The organism is Micromonospora auratinigra (assembly GCF_900089595.1).
GTDB classification, from domain to species: Bacteria; Actinomycetota; Actinomycetes; order Mycobacteriales; family Micromonosporaceae; genus Micromonospora; species Micromonospora auratinigra.
Window position 1 is genome coordinate 3419741 of record NZ_LT594323.1, and the last position, 18530, is coordinate 3438270.

At 75.7% G+C, this 18530-nt stretch carries 16 protein-coding genes; 11 read left to right on the forward strand and 5 right to left on the reverse strand.

Annotation, left to right across the window (positions count from 1 at the left end):
* From GA0070611_RS15065 to GA0070611_RS15100, 8 genes are all read left to right on the forward strand, one after another.
* On the forward strand, window positions 1–1350 hold the full coding sequence (locus tag GA0070611_RS15065) for a PucR family transcriptional regulator (protein ID WP_269456298.1): 1350 nt from the start codon (window positions 1–3) through the stop codon (window positions 1348–1350).
* A gap of 78 nt (window positions 1351–1428) precedes the next feature.
* Window positions 1429–2598 carry an acyltransferase domain-containing protein gene (locus GA0070611_RS15070; protein WP_091664565.1) on the forward strand — a complete coding sequence of 390 codons (1170 nt, stop codon included), beginning with the start codon at window positions 1429–1431 and terminating at the stop codon, window positions 2596–2598.
* Window positions 2595–3539 carry a beta-ketoacyl-ACP synthase III gene (locus GA0070611_RS15075; protein WP_091664568.1) on the forward strand — a complete coding sequence of 315 codons (945 nt, stop codon included), beginning with the start codon at window positions 2595–2597 and terminating at the stop codon, window positions 3537–3539. The genes GA0070611_RS15070 and GA0070611_RS15075 overlap by 4 nt, the downstream gene beginning before the upstream one ends.
* Window positions 3540–3622: 83 nt before the next feature.
* Window positions 3623–3862: an acyl carrier protein gene (locus tag GA0070611_RS15080; protein ID WP_007072348.1), complete on the forward strand. Its 240-nt coding sequence runs from the start codon at window positions 3623–3625 to the stop codon at window positions 3860–3862.
* 2 nt (window positions 3863–3864) lie between these two features.
* Window positions 3865–5091 carry a beta-ketoacyl-ACP synthase II gene (gene fabF / locus GA0070611_RS15085; RefSeq protein ID WP_091664570.1) on the forward strand — a complete coding sequence of 409 codons (1227 nt, stop codon included), beginning with the start codon at window positions 3865–3867 and terminating at the stop codon, window positions 5089–5091.
* A gap of 21 nt (window positions 5092–5112) precedes the next feature.
* Window positions 5113–6534 (forward strand): acyl-CoA carboxylase subunit beta, encoded by a 1422-nt coding sequence (locus GA0070611_RS15090; protein WP_091664573.1) that lies wholly within the window; start codon window positions 5113–5115, stop codon window positions 6532–6534.
* 36 nt (window positions 6535–6570) lie between these two features.
* The gene (locus GA0070611_RS15095; protein ID WP_091664576.1) at window positions 6571–7281 is read left to right on the forward strand and encodes a class I SAM-dependent methyltransferase; all 711 of its coding nucleotides are present in this window, start codon (window positions 6571–6573) and stop codon (window positions 7279–7281) included.
* Window positions 7282–7376: 95 nt separating this feature from the next.
* The gene (locus GA0070611_RS15100) at window positions 7377–8021 is read left to right on the forward strand and encodes a lipoprotein (RefSeq protein ID WP_091664579.1); all 645 of its coding nucleotides are present in this window, start codon (window positions 7377–7379) and stop codon (window positions 8019–8021) included.
* A 4-nt stretch (window positions 8022–8025) separates the two neighbouring features.
* Here GA0070611_RS15100 and GA0070611_RS15105 read toward each other — a convergent pair whose 3' ends face one another.
* The 4 genes from GA0070611_RS15105 to GA0070611_RS15120 form a co-directional block, all read right to left on the reverse strand.
* Window positions 8026–10302, reverse strand: a complete 2277-nt coding sequence (locus tag GA0070611_RS15105) for a hypothetical protein (RefSeq protein WP_091664581.1) — start codon at window positions 10300–10302, stop codon at window positions 8026–8028.
* Window positions 10299–11285: a glycosyltransferase family 2 protein gene (locus tag GA0070611_RS15110; protein WP_231921129.1), complete on the reverse strand. Its 987-nt coding sequence runs from the start codon at window positions 11283–11285 to the stop codon at window positions 10299–10301. Before GA0070611_RS15110 ends, GA0070611_RS15105 begins: the two co-directional genes overlap by 4 nt.
* Before the next feature lie 116 nt (window positions 11286–11401).
* A complete protein-coding gene (locus GA0070611_RS15115) occupies window positions 11402–13129 on the reverse strand; it encodes a glycoside hydrolase family 3 protein (RefSeq protein WP_091664583.1) in 1728 nt (575 codons plus the stop codon).
* Window positions 13130–13154: 25 nt separating this feature from the next.
* The gene (locus tag GA0070611_RS15120) at window positions 13155–13646 is read right to left on the reverse strand and encodes a DUF3145 domain-containing protein (RefSeq protein ID WP_091664585.1); all 492 of its coding nucleotides are present in this window, start codon (window positions 13644–13646) and stop codon (window positions 13155–13157) included.
* Between the two features lie 325 nt (window positions 13647–13971).
* On the opposite strand from GA0070611_RS15120, the gene GA0070611_RS15125 reads away from it, so the two are divergent.
* A complete protein-coding gene (locus GA0070611_RS15125; RefSeq protein WP_091664587.1) occupies window positions 13972–14301 on the forward strand; it encodes a hypothetical protein in 330 nt (109 codons plus the stop codon).
* Between the two features lie 63 nt (window positions 14302–14364).
* Here the strand turns inward: GA0070611_RS15125 and GA0070611_RS15130 are convergent, their stop codons facing one another.
* Window positions 14365–14964, reverse strand: a complete 600-nt coding sequence (locus tag GA0070611_RS15130; RefSeq protein WP_091664589.1) for a carbonic anhydrase — start codon at window positions 14962–14964, stop codon at window positions 14365–14367.
* 150 nt (window positions 14965–15114) lie between these two features.
* Here GA0070611_RS15130 and GA0070611_RS15135 point away from each other — a divergent pair, with 150 nt between their 5' ends.
* Window positions 15115–16065 (forward strand): alpha/beta fold hydrolase, encoded by a 951-nt coding sequence (locus GA0070611_RS15135; RefSeq protein ID WP_091664591.1) that lies wholly within the window; start codon window positions 15115–15117, stop codon window positions 16063–16065.
* A 316-nt stretch (window positions 16066–16381) separates the two neighbouring features.
* Window positions 16382–18505 carry a HelD family protein gene (locus GA0070611_RS15140; RefSeq protein WP_091664593.1) on the forward strand — a complete coding sequence of 708 codons (2124 nt, stop codon included), beginning with the start codon at window positions 16382–16384 and terminating at the stop codon, window positions 18503–18505.
* Window positions 18506–18530 lie beyond the last annotated feature (25 nt).

The window sequence follows — 18530 nt, forward strand, 5'->3', positions numbered from 1 at the left end:
TTGTCGCCGGTCGCCCGGGGCGCCGGCGCGGCGGTCCCCGCCCTCGGGGTGGAGCCCCTGCTCAGCGCATGTCAGGCTAGGGCGGTGAGCGAGCCGGGCGGGACCGAACTGTCGGCGACCCTGCGCCGGATCGAACGCGCCGCGGGGGCGCTGGCCACCTCCAGCGTGGCCCGGATGGACGAGAGCCTGCCCTGGTTCCGGGAGCTGCCGGCCGACCAGCGGTCCTGGGTGACGCTGGTCGCCCAGGCCGGCGTCCGCTCGCTGGTGCAGTGGCTGCGCCAGGGGGGCGGCGCGACGGACAGCACCCAGGAGGTCTCGGACGAGGTCTTCGCCACCGCGCCGCAGGCGCTGGCCCGGTCGATCAGCCTCCAGCAGACGGTGGCCCTGATCAAGGTGACCATCGAGGTGGTCGAGGAGCAGGTCTCGCACCTGGCCGTCGAGGGCGAGGAGCAGCCGCTGCGGGAGGCGGTGCTGCGCTTCTCCCGCGAGATCGCCTTCGCCGCCGCCCGGGTCTACGCCCGGGCCGCCGAGACCCGCGGCTCGTGGGACGCCCGGCTCCAGGCACTGCTGGTGGACGCGCTGCTGCGCGGTGACTCACCCGACGTGCTGGCCAGCCGGGCGGCCGCGCTGGGCTGGTCGGACGCGCCGCCGGTGGCGGTGGTGGTGGGGCGTTCCCCGGGCGGCGAGGTGGCCGCCGTGCTGCACACCGTCTACCGGCAGGCCCGCCGGATCGGGGTCGAGGTGATCGGCGGCGTGCACGGCGACCGGCTGGTGATCGTGCTGGGCGGCGCGACGGACCCGCTGGCGGCGACCGAGAAGCTGCTCGACGCGTTCGGCGACGGGCCGGTGGTGGTCGGTCCGGCCGTGCCCAGCCTGGACGAGGCGACCGACTCGACGCGGTCGGCCCTGGCCGGTTTCCGGGCGGCCCCGGCCTGGCCCACCGCGCCGCGCCCGGTGGCCGCGGCGGACCTGCTGCCGGAGCGTTCGCTGGCCGGGGACGCGGAGGCCCGGCGCCGGCTGCGTCACGACGTGTACGCGGCGCTGGTCCGGGCCGGCGGCGAGCTGCTGGAGACGCTGGACGCGTTCTTCGCCGCCGGGGGCACGCTGGAGAGTGCCGCCCGGGCGCTCTTCGTGCACCCGAACACGGTGCGCTACCGGTTGAAGCGGGTCGCCGAGGTGACCGGTTTCTCGCCGCTGGCACCCCGGGACGCGTTCGCCCTCCAGGTGGCGTTGACGGTGGGTCGGCTCGACCCGGTGGTCCCGGCGGTCGCACCCGTCCCGAACCAGACACCGAACGCATCTTCGCGCAAAACAGCACAGACGGGTGATGATTCCCGCCGATCTTTGTAGGGATCCTCCAAAGCTTCTAGTGCGGTTTGGTGCCGTGCGTTACAGCGCGACCCGCGAGTATCCGTCAGAGTCGTACTCGTGCTCGCCGTACTCTCCCCTGGACAGGGCTCGCAGAAGCCCGGCTTCCTGACCCCCTGGCTCGACCTGCCCGGCGCCGAGGCGCGACTGCGGTGGTGGTCCGCGCTGGCCGGGGTCGACCTGGTCCACCTCGGCACCGGGGCGGACGCGGACGAGATCCGGGACACCGCCCGCACCCAGCCGCTGCTCGTCGCCGCCGCGCTGCTCGCCGCCGAGCACCTGCCGATGTACGACGTCGCGCTGGTCGCCGGACACAGCGTCGGCGAGCTGGGCGCCGCCGCCCTGGCCGGGGTGCTCCCCGCCGAGGCCGCCGTGACGCTCGCCGGGGTACGCGGCCGGGAGATGGCCGCCGCCTGCGCGCTGGAGCCCACCGGGATGGCCGCCGTGCTCGGCGGCGACCCGGACGAGGTGGTCGCCGCGATCGAGGCGCACGGGCTGCACCCGGCCAACCGCAACGGCGCCGGCCAGATCGTCGCCGCCGGCGCGCTCGACGCGCTGGACAAGCTCGCCGCCGAGCCGCCCACCCGGGCCCGGGTCACCCGACTGAAGGTGGCCGGCGCGTTCCACACGCCGTACATGGCCCCGGCCGAGGCCGCCCTGGCCGGGGTGGCCGCCGGGATCACCCCCGCCGACCCGGCCCGGATCCTGCTGTCCAACCTCGACGGCGCGGCCGTCAACCACGGGCGGGAGATGGTGCAGCGGCTGGTCCGCCAGGTCACCGCCCCGGTCCGCTGGGACCTGTGCCTGCGCACGCTGGCCGACCTGGGCGTCACCGGCGTGATCGAGCTGCCGCCGGCCGGCACCCTGGCCAACCTGGTCAAGCGGGAGCTCAAGGGCGAGGGCGCACCCGAGATCGTCACCCTGAACACCCCCGACGACCTGCCCGCCGCGCGGGACCTGATCGCCCGGCACAGCGGCCTGCGCGGCCACGAGCCGGTGGTCCAGTTCCGGGTGGTGGTCTCCCCCGCCGCCGGCGCGTTCGCGCCGCTGGCCGACCTGGCCGAGGGCGCCGAGCTGCGCGCCGGCCAGGTGATCGGGCAGGTGGCCACCCGGCAGGGGCCGGTCGAGGTCACCGCGCACGCCGGCGGGCTGCTCACCGAGTGGCTCGCCCACCACGACGACCCGGTCGCCCCGGGCCAGCCGCTCGCCCGCATCGGAGGCCACGCATGACCGGCAGCAAGATCGTCGCGATGGGGCACTACCAGCCCTCCCGGGTGGTGACCAACGACGAGCTGGCCCAGCTGGTCGACACCAACGACGAGTGGATCCGGGACCGGGTCGGCATCGTCACCCGCCGGATCGCCGGCGACGAGACGGTCGCCGACATGGCCGCCGCCGCGGCCGGCAAGGCGCTGGCCAACTCCGGCCTGACCGCCGCCGACATCGACCTCGTCGTGGTGGCCACCTGCACGTCGGTCGACCGCAGCCCGAACGTGGCCTGTCGGGTCGCCGCCAAGCTGGGCATCACCGCCCCGGGCGCGTACGACCTCAACACCGCCTGCTCGGGCTTCGCGTACGCGCTGGGCACCGTCGACCACGCGATCCGGGCCGGCGCGGCCCGCAACGCGATCGTCATCGGCGCCGAGAAGCTCTCCGACTTCACCGACTGGACCGACCGCTCGACCTGCATCATCTTCGCCGACGGCGCGGGTGCGGCGGTGGTCACCGCGACCGCCGAGGACGAGCCAGCCGGGGTCGGCCCGGTGGTCTGGGGCTCGGTGCCGGAGAAGAGCGACGCGGTCCGCATCGAGGGCTGGCGCCCGTACATCGCGCAGGAGGGGCAGGCGGTGTTCCGCTGGGCCACCACCGCGCTCGCCCCGCTGGCCCTGCAGGCCTGCGAGCGGGCCGGGGTCGACCCGTCCGAGCTGGCCGCCTTCGTCCCGCACCAGGCCAACGCCCGGATCATCGACGGGATCGCCAAGCGGCTGAACATCCCCGACACGATCGTCGCGAAGGACATCGTCGAGTCCGGCAACACGTCGGCGGCGAGCGTGCCGCTGGCCCTGTCCAAGCTGGTCGAGCGGCGGGAGGTGCCCGCGGGCGCCCCGGTGCTGCTGTTCGGCTTCGGCGGCGGCCTGACCTACGCCGGTCAGGTCGTCCGCTGCCCCTGAGACCCCCTCGGGCGCGTACGCGCCGAGGTGTGCCGTCCGGCGACGCCGGCCGGCGGAAGCCCCGATGAGAGGAACCAGACGCAATGACCCGTGACGAGATCACCGCCGGCCTCGCCGAGATTCTCGAAGAGGTTGCCGGGGTGAACCCGGACGACGTGGCCGAGGGGAAGTCCTTCACCGACGACCTCGACGTCGACTCGCTCTCCATGGTGGAGGTCGTGGTGGCGGCCGAGGAGAAGTTCGGCGTCAAGATCCCGGACAACGAGGTGCAGAACCTGAAGACCGTGGGCGACGCCGTCAGCTACATCGAGGCGCAGTCCTGATCATGAGTCGCCCCGACGTCGTCGTCACCGGGCTCGGCGCGACGACCCCGCTCGGCGGGGACGTCGCGTCGACCTGGGACGCCATGCTCGCCGGCCGCTCCGGGGTGAGTGCGCTCACCCAGGAGTGGGCCGGGCAACTGCCCGTCCGCATCGCCGCCCAGCTCGCGGTGGACCCGTCCGAGGTGCTGGACCGGGTCAAGCTGCGCCGGCTGGACCGCTCCGAGGCGATCGCCCTCATCGCGGCGCAGCAGGCCTGGGCCGACGCCGGGCTGGCCGACTCCGGGCTCGACCCGGAGCGGCTGGCCGTCAGCGTCGGCTCCGGCATCGGCGGCGCGACCACCCTGCTCGCCCAGGACGACATCCTGGAGGCGTCCGGCCCGCGGCGGGTCTCCCCGCACACGGTGCCGATGCTGATGCCGAACGGTCCGGCCGCCTGGGTCGGGCTGGAACTGGGCGCGAAGGCCGGGGTGCACTCGGTCGCCAGCGCCTGCGCGACCGGCGCGGAGGCGATCGCGCTCGGCCTGGACATGATCCGCGCCGGCCGGGCCGACGTGGTGGTGGCCGGAGGCACCGAGGCCGTGATCCACCCGCTGCCGATCGCCGGTTTCGCCTCGATGCGGGCCATGTCGACCCGCAACGACGACCCGGAGCGGGCGTCCCGGCCGTGGGACAAGGGCCGCGACGGCTTCGTGCTCGGCGAGGGCGCGGGCGTGGTGGTCCTGGAGCGCGCCGACCACGCGGCCGCCCGGGGCGCCCGGGTGTACGCGCGCCTGGCCGGCGCCGGCATCACCTCGGACGCGTTCGACATCGTGCAGCCGCACGCCGAGGGCGAGGGCGCGATCCGGGCCATCGCCAAGGCGGTCGCCGACGCGGACGTCGCGAAGGCCGACATCGCGCACGTCAACGCGCACGCCACCTCGACCCCGGTGGGCGACATGCTGGAGATCGGCGCGCTGCGCACGGCGATCGGCGACCACCCGGTGCTGACCGCCACCAAGTCGATGACCGGGCACCTGCTCGGGGCGGCGGGGGCGCTGGAGTCGATCGCCACGATCCTGTCCATCCGCGACGGTGTCGTACCTCCGACGATCAACCTCGACGACCCGGACGAGGGCCTCACCCTGGACGTGGCCGCCCACAAGGCCCGGCACCTGGAGATCAACGCGGCGTTGAACAACGCGTTCGGCTTCGGCGGCCACAACGTGGCCCTGGTGTTCACCCGGGCCTGACCGACCCGCCTTGGAGGCAGCATGACCAGCACCGCCGTCGGCGCGCAGGACACGAGCGTGGACCAGCGCGACCCGGAGGTCCGGCTGCGGGCCCTGTTCGACGCCGGCACGCTGCGGCTGGCGGCGCCCCGGGACACCTCCGGGGCGCTCTGGGCGCGCGGTGAGGTCGACGGCACGCCGGTGATCGCGTACGCCACCGACGCCACCCGGATGGGCGGCGCGATGGGCACCGACGGGTGCCGGCACGTGGTGGACGCGATCGACGCCGCGGTGCGGGACCGGGTGCCGGTGGTGGGCCTCTGGCACTCCGGGGGCGCCCGGCTGGCCGAGGGCGTGGTCGCGCTCGACGCGGTCGGGCAGGTCTTCGCGGCGATGGTCCGGGCCTCCGGCCGGGTGCCGCAGATCTCGGTGGTGCTCGGTCCGGCGGCCGGCGGGGCCGCGTACGGGCCGGCGCTGACCGACATCGTGGTGATGAGCGGGGCCGGTCGGATCTTCGTGACCGGCCCCGAGGTGGTCCGCAGCGTCACCGGCGAGCAGGTCGACATGGCCCGCCTCGGCGGCCCGGAGCCGCACGGTCGGCGCTCCGGCGTGGTGCACGTGACCACCCCGGACGACGACTCGGCGCTGGTCGAGGCGCGCCGGCTGGCGGCGCTGCTGGGCCGCCAGGGCCGGCTCGCCCCGGACGACGTGGCCGGCGACGCGGAGGGACACGACCTGGCGGCCCCGATGCCGGCCGAGGCCAACCGGGCGTACGACGTGAAGCCGGTGGTCCGGGCCCTGCTCGACGAGCCGGGCGTGGAGCTGCACGCCAGGTGGGCGCCGAACGTGGTCACCACGCTGGGCCGGTTCGCCGGCCGCACGGTCGGCGTGATCGCCAACAACCCGCTGCGGCTGGGCGGCTGCCTCGACGCGTCCAGCGCGGAGAAGGCGGCCCGGTTCGTGCGGATGTGCGACAGCCTCGGCGTCCCCCTGGTGGTGCTGGTGGACGTGCCCGGCTACCTGCCCGGCGTCGGTCAGGAGTGGGACGGCGTGGTACGCCGGGGCGCGAAGCTGCTGCACGCGTTCGCCGAGGCGGTGGTGCCCCGGGTGACCCTGGTGACCCGCAAGGCGTACGGCGGCGCGTACATCGCGATGAACTCCCGGTCGCTCGGGGCGAGCGCGGTGTTCGCCTGGCCGCGGGCGGAGGTCGCGGTGATGGGCCCGAGCGCGGCGGTCAACATCTTGCACCGCAAGACGCTCGCCGCCGCCCCCGCGCAGGAGCGGGAGGCGCTGCGCGCCCGGCTGGTCGAGGAGCAGATCCGCGTCGCCGGGGGCGTCAACCGGGCGCTGGAGATCGGCGTGGTGGACGCCGTGATCACGCCGGCGGAGACCCGGCGGCGGATCGCCGAGGCCCTGGCGGCGGCACCCGCCGCGCGGGGCGCGCACGGCAACATCCCGCTGTAGGCCGGACCGCTCCCGGCCCCTGTTAGCGTCGGCCGGGTGGAAGCGACCGAGATCCGCAAGCTCGCCGCGCTCGAGGACACCCACTGGTGGTACCGGGAGCGGCGCGCCCTGCTGGGCCGGGAGCTGCGCCGGCTGGCGGCCGCCGGGGTCACCCCGGACCGGGCGCTGGACGTGGGGGCGGCCGGCGGCGGCAACACCCGGGTGCTGCGGGCGCACGGCTGGCGGCCGGTCGCGCTGGAGTACAGCGCGGCGGGCGCCGGGGTGGCCCGCGAGCGGGGCCTGGACGTGATCCGGGCCGACGCCCGGCACCTGCCGCTCCCCTCGGCCACGCTGGGCCTGGCGGTCGCCTTCGACATCCTGGAGCACTTCGACGAGGACCACCTGGCCGCCGCCGAGCTGCGCCGGGTGCTGCGCCCGGACGGTACGGCGCTGATCGCGGTGCCGGCCGACCTGCGCCTCTGGTCGGCGCACGACGTGGCGGTCGGGCACGTGCGCCGCTACGACCGGGCCGGGCTGCGCGCGGTGGTGGAGAAGGCCGGCCTGGTGGTCGACGAGCTGTGGAGCTGGAACGTGCTGCTGCGCCCGGTGGCCGCCTGGCGACGCCGTCGCGCGACCGGCAGCGACCTGGCCGCGCCGCACCCGCTGGTGAACCTGGGGCTGCGCGCGGTGGTCACCGCCGAACGGCACCTGCCGGTGCGCGGCCTGCCGGGTGTCTCGCTGATGCTGCGGGCGCACCGCCCGGGGTGAGCCGGAAATCGGGGCGCCGCCGGCCGCCAAGATCTATTAGTCTGCCCGGACCGCCGTCACCCGCGACGGCGTCGAGCACCAGGAGGACCGGGCCGATGTTCCGACGTACCGCGACGGCCGCGCTGGCCGCGCTGACCCTCGCCGTGACCGCCGGCTGCGGCGACGGCGACGCGCAGCCGGCGGGCGCCCCGGCGCCGTCCGGGTCGCCGGGCCCCACCGGCTCGCCGGTGGCCGCCGGTCCGCCCTGGTACGACGAGATCGCGCCCGCCGCGGCGGCGGTCACCATCGGCGAGAAGGCCGGCCCGTGCCGGCTGCCCGCGACGTTCTCGATGCCGGCGAAGTGGCGGGCGAAGGCGGTGCGGGGCGGCCCGGACGTCAAGATCGGCGAGGCCGTGCCGGTGTGCGAGATCGACGCCAAGCCGGCCGGCAACATCGGCTTCCTGCGGGTCTGGACGATCCGCAGGTCCGGCACCCCGGAGCGCACCCTGGACGCCTTCCTGAACGCGTACGGGGCGGCAGCGGAGCGGGACTACCGCCGGACCAAGGTGGGTGTGCTCGACGCGTACGAGGCGAGCTTCTCCGACGCCGACGGCAACCCGGAGCGGGCGGCCCTGGTGTCCACCATCTGGGGGCCGCTGCTGCTGACCCTGGGCGGGCTCGACGAGGAGGAGCACCGGGAGATGCTGCCCGCGTACCAGTTGGTGAAGCAGACCGCGAAGAACAACCGGGACTACGAGTGACGGCTCAGCGCAGCCGGTAGACGGCCATCCCGCGATTCTCGTAGCGCAGGTCGGCGAGGGCGCGCAGGGCCGGTGACCCGGGGCCGACCCGCTGGTCGACGACCAGCCAACGCACCCGGTAGCGGTCCCGCAGGACGGCCAGCCCGGCGGCGGTGGGCGCGCTGAACGCCGCGTCGTTGGCCCGCAGCCGGTCCGGGTCCCAGAACGGCGCGTACGGGCCCTCGGGGCGGCCCACCATCCGGGGCGCGAACGCCCACCCCTCCACCAGCACCGCGCGCTCGGCGTAGGCGCCGAGCCAGAACGAGCGGGCGTCGCACCAGCCGTCCACCACCGCCCGGCAGTGCACATTGGTGGCCAGCACGTCGTCGGGGGCGCTGTGCGCCCGCACCCAGCGGGCCGCCTCGACCCGGGAGGCCGGCATCGGCACCGCCGGATAGGCGCCGCCGTTCGGGTACCGCCCGGCCGCCGCCGCGTCCGTGACCAGGCCCGGTGCCCCGGCCAACAGCACCGCGGTGAGCAGCAGCAGCCCGCCCCGGCCGGCGAGCCCGGGCCACCGGCCGGCCAGCGCCGGCCAGCACCGGGCCAGCACGAGGGCCACCGCGGTCAGCGCGGCGGCCCAGCACAGCAGCGGCAGCACCGGCGCGTACGCCGGGACGGCCGGCGTGCTGGCCGGGGCGGCGAGCTGGACCGCGGTGAGCAGCACCGCGAACCCGGCCGCGCCCGCGCCGAGCAGTCGCCGGCCCCGGGCCGTCAGCGCGGCCCGGTCGGCCGCCTCGACCCAGCCCCAGCCGGAGAGCAGCACCCCGAACGCGAAGCCGGTCCGGGTGAAGTACTGGTTGCTGCTGCCCGGGTGCCCGACCAGCAGATAGATCGCGGGGCCGGCGAGCGCGCCGCCGAGCAGCAGGACCTGCACCGGTTCCGGCCGCCAGCGCCGCCCCCGCAGCAGCGCCACCGCGCCGGCCAGCCGGAGCTGGAGGTTGAGCAGGAACGCCACCGCGACCAGCACCCAGAGCAGCGCGGTCGTCCCGGCCGGCCGGTCGGTCGGCAGGTACGGGCGCAGCCCTGAGAACGGGTCGACGGTCACCCCGTGGCTCTCGAGGTCGAAGAGCACCACGGTGGCGAAGAGCTGGGCGGCCAGCGTCATCCCGATGGCGACGAGCACCGCCCGGGGCGGCCGGCGGCGGCGCAGCAGCGATCCGGCGGCGACGCAGCCGAGCGCGGCCAGCACCACCGGCAGGGTGCTCGCCTTCGCGCCGGTGGAGGCGACCAGGAAGAGCGCCGCCAGCACCCAGGCGCCCCGGCCCAGCGGCGGCACGGTCACGCCGCGGGCCCGGCCGACCAGCTCGCCGAGGGCGGCGAGCAGCGGCAGCAGCAGGACCCAGCTGTACGTCATCGACGGGCTGCCCCAGACGATGAAGGTGGCCTGGGTGCCGAACAGCTGCCGCCAGCCGTTCTCGAACCCGAACTCGCCGACGGTGAAGAGCAGCGCGGCGGCCACCACCCCGGCGTACGGCCGCCCGGTGATCCGCCAGCCCACCACCGCCACCAGCACGGCGGCGAGGGCGCAGAGCGCGGGCACGGCCAGCCGGAAGAAGACGGTGGGCAGGTCGACGCCGCTGATCAGGCTGGTGGCGGCCAGGTGGGCGAAGCCGAACCAGTGGTAGTGCAGCGGCTCCCCGGCGGCCTGCGGCACCTCGGGCGGCACCCGGTGGGTGGCCTCGCCGGCCAGCGAGAGCTGGAACGCCAGGTCGATGTACTGGGCCTGCCCCTCGTCGGTGGGCAGCACCGGGTTGACCGCGAGGAAGGAGCCGTACAGGTAGAGGGTGAAGCCGGCCACCACCCCGGTCAGCGACCAGGCCCAGCCGGTGGGGGCGGTGGTGGGGTAGCGGACCCACCAGTGCCGGCGCAGCCGGGGCACGGCCAGGAACGGCACCAGCACGGCCAGCGGCCAGAGCCGCAGCCAGCCGGGCCCGCCGAGCGCGGTGCAGACCGCCCACGCGGCCAGCTCCAGCACCAGGCCGACGGCCGCGCCCATCGCCAGGTCCTCGACCAGGGTGTACGCGCGGCGGCGCAGCGCGCGGAAGACCAGCGTCCCGGGCAGCAGCACGGCCAGCAGCGCGTACCCGGTCCAGCGGGCGAGCGCGGCGACCGGGGTGCCGGCGACCAGCAGCACGGCGGCGACCAGGGCGTACCCGGCGACGGCCGGCGCCCAGCGGGCCGGGCCCGGACGGCGCGGGTCGACGGTCGACGGGGTGGTCTCCCCGGGGGCGAGCGCGGTCACCGCAGGCTGTCGGCCAGCTCGGTGCCGCCGGGACGGACCGGCTCACCGTCGGCGCTGTCGCCGGCCACCGCGTACGCCGGCCGGCCCTGCACGGCGGTGTAGATCCGGGCCACGTACTCGCCGAGCAGGCCGAGGCAGAGCAGCTGCACCGCGCCGAGGAAGAGGATCGCCAGGTAGAGCGAGGGCCAGCCGGTGACCGTGCCGCCGCCGGCCCAGGCCAGCACGGCGACCACCACCAGCACCCCGCACACCGCCACGCCGGCCAGGCCCAGCCAGGTGGCCACCCGCAGCGGGGCGGCCGAGAAGGCGGTGACGCTCTCGGCGGCCAGCCCGGCCATCCGGGACAGCGGGTACTTGGTCCGCCCGGCGGCCCGCTCCTGCCGCTGGTACGCCACCTCGCCGCCGGGGAAGCCGAGCCAGGGCACCACCAGCCGCAGCACCGGACCGCGCTCGGGCAGCTCCCGCAGCGCCTCCACCACGGCCCGGCTGAGCAGCCGGAAGTCGCCGGCCTGGGCGGGCACCTGCTCGCCGACCAGCCGCCGCACCAGGCGGTAGTAGCCGGCCGCGGTCCACCGCTTGAACCGGGTGTCCCGGTGGCGGTCGGCCCGGACGCCGTAGACCACGTCCAGCCCGTCGGCGCGGGCCCGACGGAGCAGCTCGACGATCACCTCGGGCGGGTCCTGGAGGTCGGCGTCGATGCTGACCACGTACCCGCCCCGGGCGCGGAGCAGCCCGGCGAGCAGGGCGGCCTGGTGCCCGCTGTTGCGGCGCAGCCGCAGCACCCGCAGCTCGGGCCAGCCGGCCCGCAGGCCGGTCAGCGCCGCCGCGGTGCCGTCGGTGCTGCCGTCGTCGACGGCCACCACCTCGTACGCCTCGCCGAGGGCGTCCAGCACGCCGCGCAGCCGCTCGGCGAAGAGCGGCAGGACGGCCAGCTCGTTGAAGATCGGCACCACCACGGAGAGCGCCGGCTGTGCTGCGGTCACGGCCCTCGACCCTCCGGTTGCGTACGGCGGCGGACGGGCCGACGCTACCAGCCGGCCCGCCGCCGACCGGGCCGGTCGACGGCGTAAGCCCCGGTCAGGGCCCCGACGTCGACCGCCTAGGTGCCGCAGGTGGTGGCGGGCAGCCCGGCGACCTTCACCGGGGACCGCCCGGTCGGCCGGTTCTTGCCGGCGAGCACCCCGGCCAGCCCGGTCATCGACGCCCGGCTGGACGAGTACGTCGCCAGCAGCGTCGGTGACTTCGCGCCGGCCAGCACGTACGGGGTGTCCATCGCCACCGTCACCGCCGCGTCGGCGCGCAGGTCCTTCGTCCCGTCGCCGTACCCGACGAGGTGCACCACCGTCCCGCCGCTGGGCACCACCTTCACCCCGGCGGCGCTGAGCGCCTCGGTCAACGCGGCCCGGGTACGGTCCCGGCCGGCCGAGGAGCTGACCGTGACCGGCCCGGAGACCGGCGCGCCGCACCGGCCGCGCAGCATGGTGACGGCGGCGGCGGCGAGCGCGTCGGCCGCCTGGCGGTGCTCGGCGGAGCCCAGCGTGGACATCGCCGGGGCGGCCCGGTCGGCCAGGGTGAACTTCATGGTCAGGATGCGGGTGACCGCGTCGACCAGCCGGGCCCGGGGCAGCGAGCCGTCCTTCAGGGCGGCGCGCAGCCCGTCGTACGCCTGGCCCACGTTCGGGGTCATCAGGATGAGGTCGTTGCCGGCGTTCAGCGCGCGGACCGCGGCCTCCCCCGGCGACCAGCGCTTGGCCGGCGGCATGTTCATCCCGTCGGTGACCACCACGCCCTTGAAGCCGAGCTGGCCGCGGAGCACGTCGGTGAGCAGTTTGTGGGAGAAGGTGGCCGGGGTGCCCGGGTCGACGGCCTTGACGTCGAGGTGGGCGGACATCACCGCCAGCGCGCCGGCGTCGATGCCGGCCCGGAACGGCGGGAACGCGGTGCGGTCCAGCACGGCCCGGGACTGGGCGATGACGGGCACGTCCTTGTGCGAGTCGGTGGCGCTCAGCCCGTGTCCGGGGAAGTGCTTGACGCTGGCCGCCACCCCCTCCGCCTGGAGCCCGCGTACCGCGCCGGCGACCTGGGTGGAGGCGGTGGCCGGGTCGGCGCCGAAGGAGCGGGAACCGATCACCGTGCTGCGGGTGGCGAGCACGTCGGCGACCGGGGCGAAGTCCATGTTGATCCCCATGGCGGCCAGTTCGGCGCCGGCGGCCCGCCAGGCGGCCTCGGTCAGCTTCGGGTCGCCGGCCGCGCCGGCCGCGAGCGGGCTGGGCAGCTGGGTGACCCCGTCGGTGATCCGGGTGACCACCCCGTACTCCTGGTCGGTGCCGATCAGGAAGGGGGCCGCACCGGCGGGCAGCTTGCCGGCCGCGGCCCGCAGGCCGGTGGTGAGGTCGTGCACCTGCTTCGGGTTGTCGACGTTGGTGGTCTCCTGGTTACCCGAGGTGGGGTCGTCGGCGCTGAAGCCGACCAGGATCACCCCGCCCAGGCGGTACTTCGCCACCATCTCGGCGGGGGTGTCGACGCCGGCCAGGGCCCGGTTGCCGGCGGCGGAGCCCGACGAGACCCTGGTGGCCGAACTGCCGTACGCGTACGGCATCAGCACCTGGCCCACCAGGTCCTCGTCGGAGAGCGTGCCGACCAGCGCCGCCGCCCGGGCGGCCGGGTCCGCGCTCGGTGACGGGGCGGCCGAGGGCGGCTCGGACGGGCTGGCCGGCGGGCTCGGACGCGGCCGGTCGGGCTCGCCGGTGCAGCCGGAGACGAGCAGCGCGGTCAGTGCGGCGAGCGCGACGCAGGCGCGTCGCGGGGAAATCGACACGGGGCCCACCGTATCGGGGCAACTCGGTTGATCGTCAGCCCACCCGGGTGAGCAGTGTCACGGGCGCGCCGTCGCCGGCGTGCCGGTACGGCTCCAGTTCGGCGTCCCAGGCGGTGCCGAGCGCCTTGTCCAGCGCGTGCGCGAGCGCCTCCGGGGCGCGGGCGGCGGCCATCAGACTGCGCAGCCGGTCCTCACCCAACTGGATGTCGCCGGCCGCGCCGACCGTGGCCCGGAACAGACCCCGGCCCGGCACGTACATGAAGCGTTCGCCGTCGACGCCCGGACTCGGTTCCTCGGTCACCTCGAAACGGATCATGGGCCACTGCCGGAGGGCAGCAGCCAGCTCGGCGCCCGTCCCCGGGCTGCCGGTCCACCCGCACTCGGCGCGCCGGGCGCCGGGGTCGACGGGCTGCCCCGTCCAGTGCAGGTTGACCGGCGCGGCGAGGACGCGCGCGATCGCCCACTCGACGTGCGAGCACACGGCGAGCGGGGTCGAGTGGACGTATACGACGCCACGCGTTGGCACGGTGACCTCCCGGAGAGCGAGGTGCGTCTTCCCCTACGACCTCGTCCGACCCGAGTGGCCCGTGCAACACATGATGACCCGCGTGACGGATGGTGCGCCAGCGAATCGGAAAATTCGCCGTCGACCGCGGCGGGAAATAGCCGGGCGGCTGACCTGGTTGTGCTCCCTGACGGCGCGACGACCAGCCAGGCGTCGAGGTCGTGTACAGTTCTCTGGGCGGTTCTGTGCCGCCGCACATCTTCGCGGGCCGAGGCTCATCCGGGCGTCACCCGCAACAGCCCCCGGACGATCACAGTCCTCCCGTACGTCTGCAAGGAGTACCTCCGTGGCGAGCAACACCTCTAAGACCGCGCGCGCGTCAGTCCGGGCCGGCCAGGCTGGCCAGGGTGGCGCCCTCAGCGTGCTGGGCGAGTTCAAGTACCTCATCCCGCTCAACGGCGGCAAGCACGCCTACGTGCGCAACCTGACCAACGGCAAGACCGCGCACCTGCGCACCGACTCCGAGGCCTTCGTCGAGGAGATCCGGGTGCTGGCCGCCGCCGGTCACGCGGCCAAGATCCGCGCCGAGCTCAACGGTCTGGCCGCCGCCCACCCCGACCACGGCTGGGACGCCACCGAGAAGCGTCTCGTCGAGGCCGGTGTGTTCGAGGGCTGAGCCCCGCACGCAGCGACACCCCAGAACCGCCCGCCGGGACCCCCGGCGGGCGGTTCTGTCCGTTCACAGCAGGGCGACCTCACCGGTGGCCAGGTCGTAGAGGGCGCCGACGACGGCCACCTCGCCGGTCGCCACCGGCCCGGCGAGCAGGTCGTCGGCCCGCAGGGTGGCGACCGTCCGGTGCACGTGCCGCCGGATCGCGAGCGGGTGCGCCTGCGGGTCGTGCACGCCGACCTCGGTGACCGCCGGGGTGATCCGGTCCACCACGTATCCCAGCGCACCGTCCGGCCGCCGCCCGGTGCGCAGCGCCTCCACCGCCGAGCCGACCGCCCCGCAGCGCTCGTGGCCGAGCACCATCACCAGCGGCACGCCGAGCTGCCCCACCACGTACTCGATCGAGCCGCAGACCGCCCGGTCCAGGACGTGCGCGCCGGTGCGGATCACGCAGATCGAGCCGAACGTCTGGTCGAAGATCGCCTCCAGCGGCACCCGGGAGTCGATGCAGCCCAGCACGACCGCGTACGGCTGCTGGTCGCCGGAGGCCACCGCCGCGGCGGCGGTCACGTCGTGCCCGTGCACCGGCTGCCCGCTGACGAAGCGCCGGTTGCCGGAGAGCAGCTCGGCCAGGGCGGCCCGGGGCGTCCGGGCGAAGGTCGGCGGCATGTCCTACAGCCTGGTCAGCGATCCGACCTCACGGAGCCGGGTTGGGAATCTTCTCACCACCCCGGTTGGCGTGCTCTCATGTCGGGTACGCCGGTTGTTACCGCCGGGTTACGCCGGTGCGAGGAACCGGTACGGCCCGGGGAGGTCGCCATGACGCAGCGGTCGGAGGTACGGCTGCCCGACGGGGTACGCCTGCACGTCGAGGTCACCGGCCCGGCCGACGCCGAGCTCACCGCCGTGCTGCTGCACGGCTGGACGTTGGACGGGCGCAGCTGGCACCACCAGCGCGACGAGCTGCGCCGGCGGTACGGCGAGCGGGTCCGGGTGGTCAGCTACGACGCCCGGGGTCACGGCCGGTCCAGCTGCATGGAGCTGCGTACCGCCACCCTGGCCCAGCTCGGGGACGACCTGGCCGGCGTGCTGGACGCGATCGTCCCGTCCGGGCGGGTCGTGCTGGTCGGGCACTCGATGGGCGGAATGACGGTGATGGAGTACGCCCACCGCCACCCCGCGCACTTCGCCGCCCGGACCGCCGGGCTGGTCTTCGTGTCGACCACCGCCGAGGGGCACACCCACACCGCGTACGGGCTCTCCCCCCGGATCACCCGGCTGATCCGGCTCGCCGAGACCACCGGCGCCGGGGTGCTGGCCCGGTGCGGCTCCTGGCGTCCCCCGCACGCCCTGCTGCGGGCGTTGCGCCCGAGCATCCGGTGGATGCTCTTCGGCGACCGCTGCGACCCGGCGGACATCCGCCTGGTCACCTCGGCGGTGGCGCACGCCTCGCTGCGCTCGATCGGCGGGTTCCGCGCCTCGATCGGGGCCCAGCACCGGCTGGACACCCTGGCCGCGCTCGGTGACCTGCCGGCCGCCGCGCTGGTCGGCGACCGGGACCGGCTCACCCCGCCGCCCTGCGCCGAGTCGATCGCCGCCGCGCTGCCGACCACCGAGCTGACCGTCTGCCCCGGCGCCGGGCACATGCTGATGATGGAACGCCCCGAGCAGGTCAACGCCGCGCTCGCCGCGGTCCTCGACCGGGCGCTGGCCACCGCTCCGCGCCGCCGGCGCCGCTCCCCGGCGACGGCCCGCCCGGCCGCCGCCTGACCATCCGCTTCCCGACTCCCGGCTCGCCCCGGGTTCCGGCTCGGCTCGGGTCCCGGCCCGGCCCACCGCCATGCCCGCCGCGGCCCTGCGGGCGCGGGCGGCACCTCGGTCGCGGGCACCGGACCGGCCGCCGATCGACGCCGAGGGCCGGACCCGCCACCAGAACCCAGGGACAACGGGTGGGAAGGGCCGGATAACGGGCAACCGGCGCGGGGCGGGTCCGGCCACCGGCATGGCCCTGACAGGGGACTGGACGAGGGCCCGTACCCTCATTCAGCCCGTCGTGCCCGCCACGTGACCCTCAGGAGCCCCCGCGTTGAGCGACCAGACCACCCTGGAACGGGAGATCGCCGCCGAACAGCGGCATCTCGATCGGGTGTACGCCCGGCTGGCGGAGCTGCGCCGGGCGGCCGCCGAGGCCGAGCGGGAGGGCTACCGGCTGGCCCGGGTCGGCAACTTCGGCGCGCTGGTGGAGCGGGACGCGATGGTCTTCCACGCGGCCCAGCGGCGGTACGTGCTCGACGCCGAGCACGAGGGGCTGGTGTTCGGCCGGCTCGACCTGCGCACCGGGCAGGTGCTGCACGTGGGCCGGCTCGGGGTGCGCGGCGAGCACGCGGAGACGCTGGTGGTGGACTGGCGGGCGCCCGCCGCCGCGGCGTTCTACCAGGCCACCCCGGCCGAGCCGATGGGCGTGGTACGCCGGCGCACGATCCAGTCGGCGGCGGAGAAGGTCACCCGGATCGAGGACGACCTGCTGGACCCGGAGTCGGCGCCGGCGGACCTGGCGGTGGTCGGCGACGGCGCGCTGCTGGCCACCCTGTCCCGGGCCACCGGGCGGGGCATGCGCGACATCGTCGCCACCATCCAGCGGGAGCAGGACGAGGCGATCCGCTCCCCCGGCAACGGCGTCACGATCGTCTCCGGCGGCCCGGGCACCGGCAAGACGGCGGTGGCCCTGCACCGGGCCGCGTACCTGCTCTACGCCGACCGGGCCCGGTACGCGGGCGGCGGCATCCTGGTGGTCGGGCCCTCCGGGGTGTTCGTCGAGTACATCGCCTCGGTGCTGCCCTCGCTCGGCGAGGAGACCGCCACCCTGCACTCGCTCGGCTCGCTCTTCCCGGGCCTGTCCGCGACCCGCACCGACCCGCCGGGGGTGGCGGCCGTGAAGGGCTCGCTGCGGATGCGCCGGGTGCTGGAGCGCGCGGTCCGCGACGCGGTGCCGGACGCCCCGACCGAGCTGCGCCTGCTCTACCGGGGCGAGCTGCTCCGGCTGACCCGGGCCGAGCTCGACGCGATCCGGGACCGGGCGCTGCCCCGGGGAGCCCGCCGCAACGAGGTGCGCCGGGCCGGCTTCGACGCCGTCCTCGCCGCCCTGTACGCGCAGGCCCGGACGCTGCGGGTCGGTCGGCTGCCGGCGCAGCCCGCCTTCGAGGACGAGATCATCGAGCGGCCCGAGTTCCGGGAGTTCCTGAAGGCGTGGTGGCCCCGGCTGCACCCCCGGCACGTGCTCGGCTGGCTGGCCCGTCCCGAGCGGCTGCGCCGGTACGCCGGTGGGGTGCTCTCCGGCGCGGAGATCCGGTTGTTGGGTGAGGCCTGGCGGAGCCTGGACACCGACGGGTTGACCATCGCCGACATCGCGCTCCTGGACGAGCTGGACGCGCTGCTCGGCAAGCCGGTGCGGCGGGCGAAGCCGAAGCGCGACCCGTTCCAGCTCGCCGGGGGCGTCCGCGAGCTGAGCACCGCGGCGGACCGGCAGCGGGCCGCCCGGGCCGCGGCCCGGGAGCGACCGGAGGACTACCGCGACTACGCCCACGTGGTGGTCGACGAGTCACAGGACGTCTCGCCGATGCAGTGGCGCATGATCGGCCGGCGGGGCCGGCTGGCCTCCTGGACGGTGGTCGGCGACCCGGCGCAGACCGCCTGGACGGGCGAGGAGGAGGAACTCACCCGGGCCCGGGACCAGGCGCTGGGACGCCGCCGCCGGTACCGCTACGAGCTGTCCACCAACTACCGCAACTCGGCGGAGATCTTCGCGGTGGCGGCGGCGGAGATCCGGCGGCTCTACCCGGACCTGGCCCTGCCCACCGCGGTCCGCTCCACCGGGGTGCAGCCGGTCGAGCGGACCGTCCCGGCGGACGAGCTGCCCGGGGCCACCGTGGCGGCGGCGCGGGACCTGCTGGCCCAGGTCGAGGGGACGGTCGGTGTGATCACCCCGGTGCCCCGCCGGGACGAGGTGGCCGGCTGGCTCGCCGGCCTCGGCGGCTCCCGGCTCCAGGTGGTCACCAGCCTCCAGGCCAAGGGCATGGAGTACGACGGGGTGGTGCTGGTCGCCCCGGCGGAGATCCGGGCCGAGCCGGGCGCCGGGGTGCGCACGCTCTACGTGGCGCTGTCCCGGGCCACCCAGCGCCTGACCACCCTCGACGTTCAGTTGCACACATAGCGATGTGAGCATAGATTGAGCCGGG

Excerpts from the sequence above, each read along its gene's own strand:
- GA0070611_RS15075 (WP_091664568.1), top strand. The coding sequence starts at position 2,595 with ATGACCGGCAGCAAGATCGTCGCGATGGGGCACTACCAGCCCTCCCGG.
- GA0070611_RS15080 (WP_007072348.1), top strand. The coding sequence starts at position 3,623 with ATGACCCGTGACGAGATCACCGCCGGCCTCGCCGAGATTCTCGAAGAG.
- fabF (WP_091664570.1), top strand. The coding sequence starts at position 3,865 with ATGAGTCGCCCCGACGTCGTCGTCACCGGGCTCGGCGCGACGACCCCG.
- GA0070611_RS15090 (WP_091664573.1), top strand. The coding sequence starts at position 5,113 with ATGACCAGCACCGCCGTCGGCGCGCAGGACACGAGCGTGGACCAGCGC.
- GA0070611_RS15100 (WP_091664579.1), top strand. The coding sequence starts at position 7,377 with ATGTTCCGACGTACCGCGACGGCCGCGCTGGCCGCGCTGACCCTCGCC.
- GA0070611_RS15130 (WP_091664589.1), bottom strand. The coding sequence starts at position 14,964 with ATGCCGCCGACCTTCGCCCGGACGCCCCGGGCCGCCCTGGCCGAGCTG.
- GA0070611_RS15135 (WP_091664591.1), top strand. The coding sequence starts at position 15,115 with ATGACGCAGCGGTCGGAGGTACGGCTGCCCGACGGGGTACGCCTGCAC.